The following is an 8,840-nucleotide window of genomic DNA, read 5'->3' on the forward strand; positions in this document are numbered from 1 at the left end:
CTACTGAGCGAGCGTCAGGTGGCGCCAACGGTTCATGGGGAGAGAGATTGTTCCATCCTGGAAACGGTCGTCGTGCTTGCCGACCCAGGCCTTGGATTCCCAACCGGACATGGCGAGTATCTTCAAGGAAGTGCTGACAAGAAGGGTCAGACCGTAATCGCGGTTCCAGAAGTCAGAGTACCCGGTGGTATGGAGCGTTACACGGTCAAAAACGATGCCCATCTCATTTAACCGTGCCCGCACTTTCCGGTACACGATCGCAGTAGGAACGAAAACCTCGACGCGCTCCGAGGTATGGACATGGGCGATGAACTCGTAGTACGCCTGCTCCACGGCAGGGATATCCGGGAAGGTGTATGTGTTGTGGGGCCACGAGATCCAGACCGCATCATGCGGCTCCCATTCCGCAGGCATGTGGAACCCGCGGTTTTGTGGGGTGTCTTTTTTCCGCAGGTCCGGGAATCTCCCCTCCTTTCCTGCAAACGGGACCGTGATCCGATAATAGGTTTCGGGCCGGCGGTTGCGAAAGAATCCCCAGGAATCCTGGACTTCGGTATTCATCGTGAAGTCGACTTTGACAACCAGTATCTCCTCGGAATCCCCGGCTCGGGAAAGCACTTTCCCGAATGCATCTGCAACAAAGGATCCGCCAAAGAACCGACAGCTGCCTTCGGTGCCGACACGGTTCACTGCTGCGACATGGACGCTGTTTGCCACAGCATGACTCCTCTGGATCAGTTCCCATGCTTCCTGCCACCCGCCTTCCTTTGGGGTATCCGGGCCAGGATGGCCGATCGCGGTCGGGTACAAGATGATGTCCGCCCCGTCAAGAGCAAGACAGCGTGCGGCCTCGGGGAACCACTGGTCGAAACAGATGAGCACCGCAATCTTTCCGTACCGGGTCGGGAAAACACGGAATGAATCCCCCGGGTAGAAGTACCCCTTCTCGTAAAACCCCGGATCCTGCGGGATGTGGATCTTGTGGTAGGGCTCCGAGAGATTCCCATCTGCATCGATCACCACAGCAGCATTGAAGAATTTCCCATCTGCTGTTTTCTCGTACACCGGGAGGATGATGACGATATTATGCTCGCGGGCAAGAGAGGCAAAGAGGATCGTCGACCGGCCGGGAATGGTCTCGGCAAGGTCCCCGGTCTCTGCTCCGCTATGCTGGGGAAAATACCGGACATGAAAGAGCTCGGGAAGGCAGATGATCTGCGCCCCCTGCCCTGCTGCCTCAATGACCTTCCGGCGTGCCTTCTCGATGTTTTCGCCGGGATCGGGACCCATCGCCATCTGGATGAGCCCCAGCGTAACGCCTTCCAGCTCCACACACCTCGTGGTGTATGGATTTTTCCTGATCGGATATGAGAGTATCCATCCGCGCCCTGCGGGATCATCGGGGCATACCGGGGTGCAGCATCTTTATCACGGGTGGAGGTCAAAACCCAATAACAAAGGGAGTCCATGAAGAAGAACACATTTTATCTCATATGCGGCTGCATTGCGCTTCTCCTGCTGGCAGTATTCTGGTACTCTGTTGAGGTCCATAATCCCCTGTTCATCGAGATCGCATTCCTCCTTGGCATCGCCATTGCCTATCTTGCCCGCAAGAGAGTGACCGATCTTGTCGAGGACGAGCGGAGTGCGAAGATCACGGAGCAGGCCGTGCTCCGGACCTTCCAGGTCTTCTGGGTTGTTTTCTGTGCGTTCTCGATCGGTGCGGTCATGCAGATCCTGTATATTCCGCAGGGCCCAAGAGTACTCTTCACCCAGCCGCCGCCTGCGCTCCTGTCGCCGAGGATGATGGGGTACTTCCAGCTCGCCCTCCTCTGCCTGATGATCTTCCTGTATGTCGGGTTCAGGATATACTATGCCCGAAAATATGGGGACTGGGAGACCGATGAAGAATAAGATCAAGGTCTTCCGTGCCATGCATGACATGACCCAGGAAGATCTTGCACAGGCAATCGGGGTGACCCGGCAGACCATCCTCGCCATCGAGAAGGGAAAATACGTCCCCTCGCTTGACCTTGCCTTCCGCATTGCCCGTCACTTTTCCGTCACCATCGAAGAAGTCTTCACCTACGATGACGAACTCCCGATAAAAGGCAACCGGGGCTGACCGGTTGTTCCGGTTCCCTGCACGGGGCCTTCGGCACGAATCCTCTGTTCCCCGGGCCGGAACAATGCCGCGCCCCTCCATTCTTTTCTGCGCGCTACAGCCCCTTTTTCTCCTCCCCCCGACCCTGTTCCGTCATTTGAAGAAACCCGGGCTCCTGCACGATTATGGAAAACAATAATATACAAAATGTTAAACATACATTACAATCTGTTCGGAAAAAATACCTTACCCAGGTATACAAACCAGATAGCAGGTAATCATCCCAATTTCCCACACCAGTTGCAGGAGAATGTATGAAAAGACAATTCCCTATTGCAGGTATCGTTTTGATCCTTATTGCACTTTTATCGGTGAGGATGGCAGCAGCAGCAGAGACGGTTTCGGTAACCAACTCTGTGGATGCAGCAGCGCAGGTTTATATTTCCGGATACGAATCCAGTCCTGCTGTGTTCTATCCCGGTGAGAGCGGAACCGTGACCATCCATGTCACAAATGCCGCCGATACTTCCGTTTCAGTATCCCAGCCGGCCCTGATTAGTCCGGACTTCGATATCATTAACAGCGGTTCGTTCCATTCCGTGACCAATATCGGCCCGGGAGCAACTACCGATTATACCTTTATTGTCAGGGCGGACTGCAAAGACGGCACCTATCTCCCGCTCTTTACCGTCTCCCCGAATACGTACGGGGCAAAGGCGATTAACACCCAGATCAAACTCAGGGTTGATTCCACGGACATACGGGCCAGCATATCAGCTATGCCGGATTCCTTTGCCATCTCAAAGAAAGACACCGTGAACGTAAGTATCTCCAATCCGCGTTCTGAGGGGATCTCAAACGTCCTTATCGTGCCGGAAACCGATGGCGCGGAGATCTTCCCAAAAGAAGTATTTGTCGGCACCCTGGACTCCAAGAAGTCCGTCCAGGTTCCCTTTTCCATCACCCCTGCCCGCGGAACCAATGTGACGTTCCATGTCACCTTCCATAACGGCGATAATGAGCATAAAACAGCTGTTGTTTTGCCAGTCAGCATAGACAAAAACAAGATGGGGGCCGAGATCGTTGTCAATAATATCGAGAGTACGTCTTCCGGTATGACGACCACGCTGAAAGGCGATGTAACGAACAACGGCCTTACCGATGCAAAGTCAATCCTGGTAACCGTAGGAGACCCGGCCCGGCCCGTCAACCCGAACCCAATCTATGCTGTCGGCAACCTCGAACCTGACGACTTCTCCAGCTTCGAGATCACATATGTTGCTGCCGGGAACAAGTCCGTTCCGCTGATTGTTGATTATAAGGATGCGGAGGGAAACACTTTCCGGGAGACCTTCAGTATTGCTGCAAGTGACAGCATGGCAATACCGGGAGCGGGTTCCCTTTCGTCCCAGTCCGTAACAGGGAGCACCATGCAGCGGAGGGGTATGTTCGGGTCGTTTGGATCCGGCTTCGGCCAGATCCCGGTAACCGAGATCGTGATCATCCTTGTGGCAATCGCTCTCCTCGTGTATGCCTGGAGAAAGGGGTATCTCAGCTCCTTAAGAAACCGGTTCAGGAAAGATCCCCTCCCGGGCGGAAAGGATGAGGATGACGATGAACCGGTGGAGAAATAGACCGGCTTTATCCTGGTACGACCATGACAGCTGTACCGGTCATCGAACTCCGGGACGTCACCAAGATCTACCCGCTCCCTTCTGGGGATGTTCTGGCGCTCGACAACCTCTCGATCCGGATCGGGCGGGGCGAGTTCGTGGCCATCATGGGCCCTTCGGGGTCCGGCAAGTCAACTCTCCTCAACCAGATCGGGGGACTGGACGTGCCCACCTCCGGCACCCTGCGTATCACCGGCCGGAACATCCGGAAGTTATCCGACGATGAACTCACCGACCTCCGGCTCAATGCCATCGGCTACATCTTCCAGAAGTTCAACCTGATCCCGCTCCTCTCTGCCTACGAGAATGTGGAGTACCCGTATATCCTCAAGCACCGGAAGAACGACACGACGGGCCATGTCAGTAAACTGCTTGGCGACGTAGGAATCAACAAGCGGATGGCAAAGCACAAGCCGGCCGAACTCTCCGGTGGACAGCAGCAGCGGGTTGCCATAGCACGGGCGCTTGTCAACGACCCGGACATCCTCCTCTGCGACGAACCAACCGGCAACCTCGATACAAAGACCGGGGGCCAGATCATGGAGATGCTCAGATCTCTCCACAACAAGGGCAGAACGATCATCATCGTTACCCATGACCCGCTCATCGGGGAGCAGGCAGAGCGGATTATCCGGATCCAGGACGGGAGGGTGGCAGTCGAATGAAGAACGATGTCATCTTCCAGCTCTCGGTACGGAGCATCCGGCTCCACTTCCTCCGTTCGGTGCTTGCAGCACTCGGCATCGTGATCGGTGTCGTGGCCATCTCATCCATGGGCATGATGGGGGCGAACATGACGATGTCCGTTACCGAGGAACTCTCTGCCATGGCCAACGTGCTGGTGGTGAAGGCGGATACCGGCGGAGGGGGTGGCAGCATGTTCAGCGCAATGGGGAGCGGGAGTTCGACTACGCGCAGGTCATCTTCATCGACAAGCACCAAGGACTACCTCACCGGATCGAACTTTGACGATGTCGAACGTGCCGTGGGCAGTTACGGGACGGTGTATCCCCTCTACCAGGACAGCACCAGGATCGAGGTCGGTGACAACACCGGACGTGCTACCATTTACGGAATGATCGACGACGATATGCCAAATGTCCTGACCATTGCTGAAGGCACACTGCCCAAGACATCCAGTTCCGTTGTCGTGGGTCCCACCTTTGCCTCGCGGCAGGGGCTCACCATCGGGAGCCGGATCACCATCGGGGATGCCACCCAGGATGAGACCGTCTCGAAATTCCGCGTTGTCGGGATTCTTGAACAGAAGGGGATGTCCATGGATATGAACACGGACAATGCCATCATCATGACCGAGAAGGCCTATGTCGGGCTGTTCGGGGGCGAGGAGGAGTATGACCAGGTCAATGTCATCCTAAAGGACATCAGCGATGCCGACACCACAAAGACCGCGATCACGGACAAGCTCAACCGCAAGGAGAACGTGGTCACCATCCAGGACAGCAGCCGGATGATGGAGAGCATAACATCAACGGTCAGCACCCTGACAACATTCGTCATGGCCATTGCCGGTATCTCGCTTCTGGTGGCGGCAACCTCCATCTTCAATGTCATGATGATGTCGGTAACCGAACGTATCCGGGAGATTGGTATCCTGCGGAGCATCGGTACGCGGAAGAGCGAGATCCGGCGGATGTTCCTGTACGAAGCCTCAATTCTCGGGCTTGTCGGGACGGGGATCGGCGCTATCATGAGCCTCATCCTTGGCTGGCTCGTCGTGCTTGCCATGGTAGGTACAACGAAGTATTTCTTCACTTACTCAAGCCTCATCTATGTCCCGATGGCAATGGCAATCGGCATCGCTATCTGCATCTTCTCAGGTGTCTACCCGGCCTGGCGGGCAGCAAACCTCGACCCCATTGAAGCGCTCCGGAGCGACTGAAGAGGGGCATTTCCACCATTCCCGGACCGGGACTCCCCGACCCGGTCAGGGTTTCCAGCCAGGATTCCCCATCCCAGAACCAGAGCAGTGGTGCACCTCATTGTGAGGGTCCCGATATTATTGGTGCAGAATCTCTGATTGAATCTTGACTGTCATTCTTTACAAGTGCACCACATTGAGAATAAAATACGAATTCTTTTAACAATGTACACCGCACACATTAGAAAGTGGTGCATTACTCCATTTACTCACCCGGATTCTGGTGCATGTTCGGGGTTTTCGGCCATCACATGAGGTTATCATGCAGCATTTGGAAGAAGTAAACAGGAACAATATTTTCATGATGGACAACACCGCCAACCCGGCGCCGCTCGGGCTGTGCGCTTTCGGGATGACGACCATCCTCTTAAGCCTGCACAATGCAGGGTTCACCGGTGTCTCAAGCCCGATTATCGCCATGGCGCTCCTGTATGGCGGTGTGGCCCAGTCCGTTGTCGGCGTCATGGAATGGAAGAAGAAGAACACCTTTGGCATGCTGACCTTTGGCAGCTTTGGGATCTTCTGGATTACCTTTGCCGCGATCCTGATGCTGCCGGCCCTCTCCCTTGCAAAAGCCCCGTCACCGGTTGAACTCGCGGCATTCCTTGCCGTCTGGGGAATCTTTGCCCTTGGCCTGTTCATCTGCACGCTCAAGATGCACCGCCTCCTCCAGGTCACCCTTGCTTTCGTGGTGATCCTTGTCGCACTGCTGGTTACCGCACAGCTGACAGGCAACCCGCTCATCCTCACGCTGGGAGGCATCTCCGGCCTCATCGCCGGCGGCCTTGCGCTCTATATGGGCCTGGGACAGACCATCAACGAGATCTTCGGGAGCCGGGTCCTCCCGGTCTAAAACTCCTTTTTTACCGGAAACGGGCGTACATCACTTCGTCCATGGTCACGCCGTTCTTTGTGACCGCATTCCTGTGCACCGCTTCACGGACAAAACCGCACTTCTCCAGTACCCGCATGGACGCCGGGTTATTTTCAAAGATCCCCGCTTGGATCCGGGCAAGGTTATACCTGTCGAATGCCACTGGCACAATCGCCCGGACTGCATCGGTCACGATACCCCTGCCCCAGTACGGTTCGCTAAGCCAGTACCCGATCTCCGCGGTCCTCCGGTAGACATCCTCCAGCGGGTGGACACCAATCCCGCCGCAGGCCTGCCCATCCACTTCAATGGCAAGGACAAGATTATGGCCACCGGAGGCAGTTGCCTGTGCAATGAAGCGCTCCGCATCGCCAGAAGTATAGGGGGAGGGAAAACCATCCCGCAGGGTTGCAGCAATGCGGGGATTGTTCGCGAACCGCACCAGACTGGGGGTATCATCCGCTGACCAGTCTCGGAGGATTGTCGAAGGAGTGATGATCTGCACAGGAAAACCTTGTTCATAAGCATATCACCTGCACCCAGATTACCCTGACGGACCGGCCCTGCCTATCTATCACCACCTATTTAGCCCCATAAAGAGACCCTATCCGGTTAAGGACACATCCCCATGTTATTCCTCTCGGAAACGGAGAAGGCGGAATGGCGCCGGCATGCACAGGAGATCGCTCGCAATTCCACAGCCCCTGAACAGTATGAAGGGCAGGTCCGGAAAAACCTGGTCCCGGCATTCGATTACTATATCGCTATCGACCTTGCCGGCCGGGGCGAAAGCCGTCGTGCCGTGGAATGGCTGGAGGCTGCCACGCTTGCTGAGGAGGACGGCCTCTTCTCCGCAGCATTCCTCCTCAGTTTTCTCTCCCGGCACAACGGTGCCCTCATCCCGCCGGCCACCGCATTCGAGGACCCGCGCCCGTTCCTCCATTTTGCCAGCGTCCCGGTGATGAAGGCGGCACGACAGCAGCTCGCAAAGCAGTTCGCCCACAGTCTCCCTGCCTTTGACAGTCCGGTGCGGTTCATCGACATCGGCTGCGGCGACGGATCCCTGACAGCAATGGTCCTCTCCCGCCTGCTGGAGACCGGAAAAGCCGGCGCGATTGATGAGGTGCTCCTCATCGATGCCTCCCCGGCAATGATCGCCCTTGCCAGGGAAACCATCTCACGGCAGTTCCCGGATACAAGGGTCGTAACCGAAAACTCCCGTATCCAGGACTGCTCTGCCTCCATCCGTACCCGCTATGATATCGCCATGAGCTCCCTTGCCTACCACCACATGCCGGTGGAGGACAAGCGGCTCCACCTCCTGCGGCTCAAGCCCTGGATCGACCATTTCCTCCTCTTCGAGATGGACGCCGACAACGACACACCCGAACTCTCAACACCGGAACTTGCCCTGTCGGTCTACCAGTCGTACGGCAGGATCATGGACTTTGTCTATTCCCATGACGCGCCGGTCGACGTTGTCACGGATTGTATCGACTCCTTCCTCATGACCGAGGTTGTCTCGCTCCTCACAAGGCCGCGGGGCGAACGCACGGAGTACCACATGCTCCGGAGCCAGTGGCACGACCTGTTCCGGGACTGCCTGTGTCCTGAGTTTGCCGTCTGTTCCGACTCCACGTGCTATGCTGACGAGTACATGACGCTCTTTACCCTGCACTACGGCAGGAAGAAATGACCGTCAACCAGTTTTTACCAGATCGAAGACCCAGCGCTTGATCCCCGGCGCAACATTCCCGCACTCGTCCTGGAACGTGAGTTCGAATCCTTTGCTCTCCAGTGCAGCCACGAGCGCCGGTATCTCGTTTTTTGCCCCGAACGTGTAGAAATGGATCATGCCGTCGCGGGCCGCAAAGGGTGTAAAGACATCCAGGCTGTCCGTCATGCCATATGGCGTGGGGATGATGATCCGGTCAAACCGCTTCCCCAGCAGGTGCCCCGTGTCCTTTGCATCGCCAAGGATTGCCGTTACCGAACCTTCGACATGGTTCAGCACGATGTTCTCCCGGAGCCAGCCATAGGCCTCGGGGTTCTTCTCGATTGCGATGACCCGGCCGCCCCTTGCAGCGGCCGGTATGGCATACGGGCCCACACCGCAGAACGGCACGAGTACTGTCTCGCCGGGCTCCACCTGTTCCGTGACCCGTCTCCGCTCATAGGCCATCCGGCTGGTGAAGAAAACTTTTGTGACATCGAACCGGTACTGAAAACCGAACTCGCGGTACCGGG

The 8,840-nt window shown here is 56.4% G+C and carries 10 protein-coding genes; 7 read left to right on the forward strand and 3 right to left on the reverse strand.

What is annotated here, in order from left to right; all coding sequences use genetic code 11:
* Complete coding sequence (locus CW742_RS03310) at positions 1 to 1,332, reverse strand: nitrilase-related carbon-nitrogen hydrolase (protein WP_292416410.1); 1,332 nt, start codon at positions 1,330 to 1,332, stop codon at positions 1 to 3.
* Between the two features lie 135 nt (positions 1,333 to 1,467).
* Here CW742_RS03310 and CW742_RS03315 point away from each other — a divergent pair, with 135 nt between their 5' ends.
* From CW742_RS03315 to CW742_RS03340, 6 genes are all read left to right on the forward strand, one after another.
* A complete protein-coding gene (locus CW742_RS03315; RefSeq protein WP_292416413.1) occupies positions 1,468 to 1,914 on the forward strand; it encodes a DUF2178 domain-containing protein in 447 nt (148 codons plus the stop codon).
* Positions 1,904 to 2,125, forward strand: a complete 222-nt coding sequence (locus tag CW742_RS03320; protein WP_292416417.1) for a helix-turn-helix transcriptional regulator — start codon at positions 1,904 to 1,906, stop codon at positions 2,123 to 2,125. Before CW742_RS03315 ends, CW742_RS03320 begins: the two co-directional genes overlap by 11 nt.
* 356 nt (positions 2,126 to 2,481) lie before the next feature.
* Positions 2,482 to 3,738 carry a hypothetical protein gene (locus CW742_RS03325; protein WP_292416421.1) on the forward strand — a complete coding sequence of 419 codons (1,257 nt, stop codon included), beginning with the start codon at positions 2,482 to 2,484 and terminating at the stop codon, positions 3,736 to 3,738.
* Positions 3,739 to 3,761: 23 nt separating this feature from the next.
* Positions 3,762 to 4,442, forward strand: coding sequence for an ABC transporter ATP-binding protein (locus CW742_RS03330; protein WP_292416424.1), 681 nt, complete (start codon positions 3,762 to 3,764; stop codon positions 4,440 to 4,442).
* A complete protein-coding gene (locus CW742_RS03335) occupies positions 4,439 to 5,680 on the forward strand; it encodes an ABC transporter permease (protein ID WP_292416426.1) in 1,242 nt (413 codons plus the stop codon). The genes CW742_RS03330 and CW742_RS03335 overlap by 4 nt, the downstream gene beginning before the upstream one ends.
* Positions 5,681 to 5,981: 301 nt before the next feature.
* Positions 5,982 to 6,572: an acetate uptake transporter gene (locus tag CW742_RS03340; RefSeq protein ID WP_292416429.1), complete on the forward strand. Its 591-nt coding sequence runs from the start codon at positions 5,982 to 5,984 to the stop codon at positions 6,570 to 6,572.
* A 10-nt stretch (positions 6,573 to 6,582) separates the two neighbouring features.
* On the opposite strand, the gene CW742_RS03345 is transcribed toward CW742_RS03340, so the two are convergent.
* Complete coding sequence (locus CW742_RS03345) at positions 6,583 to 7,098, reverse strand: GNAT family N-acetyltransferase (RefSeq protein WP_292416432.1); 516 nt, start codon at positions 7,096 to 7,098, stop codon at positions 6,583 to 6,585.
* Between the two features lie 123 nt (positions 7,099 to 7,221).
* On the opposite strand from CW742_RS03345, the gene CW742_RS03350 reads away from it, so the two are divergent.
* Positions 7,222 to 8,289: a trans-aconitate 2-methyltransferase gene (locus CW742_RS03350; RefSeq protein ID WP_292416435.1), complete on the forward strand. Its 1,068-nt coding sequence runs from the start codon at positions 7,222 to 7,224 to the stop codon at positions 8,287 to 8,289.
* Between the two features lie 3 nt (positions 8,290 to 8,292).
* Here the strand turns inward: CW742_RS03350 and CW742_RS03355 are convergent.
* Positions 8,293 to 8,840: class I SAM-dependent methyltransferase family protein (locus CW742_RS03355; protein ID WP_292416438.1), on the reverse strand; the 548-nt coding region annotated here is incomplete at its 5' end.

The organism is Methanoregula sp. (genome assembly GCF_002835825.1).
Lineage (GTDB): Archaea > Halobacteriota > Methanomicrobia > Methanomicrobiales > Methanospirillaceae > Methanoregula.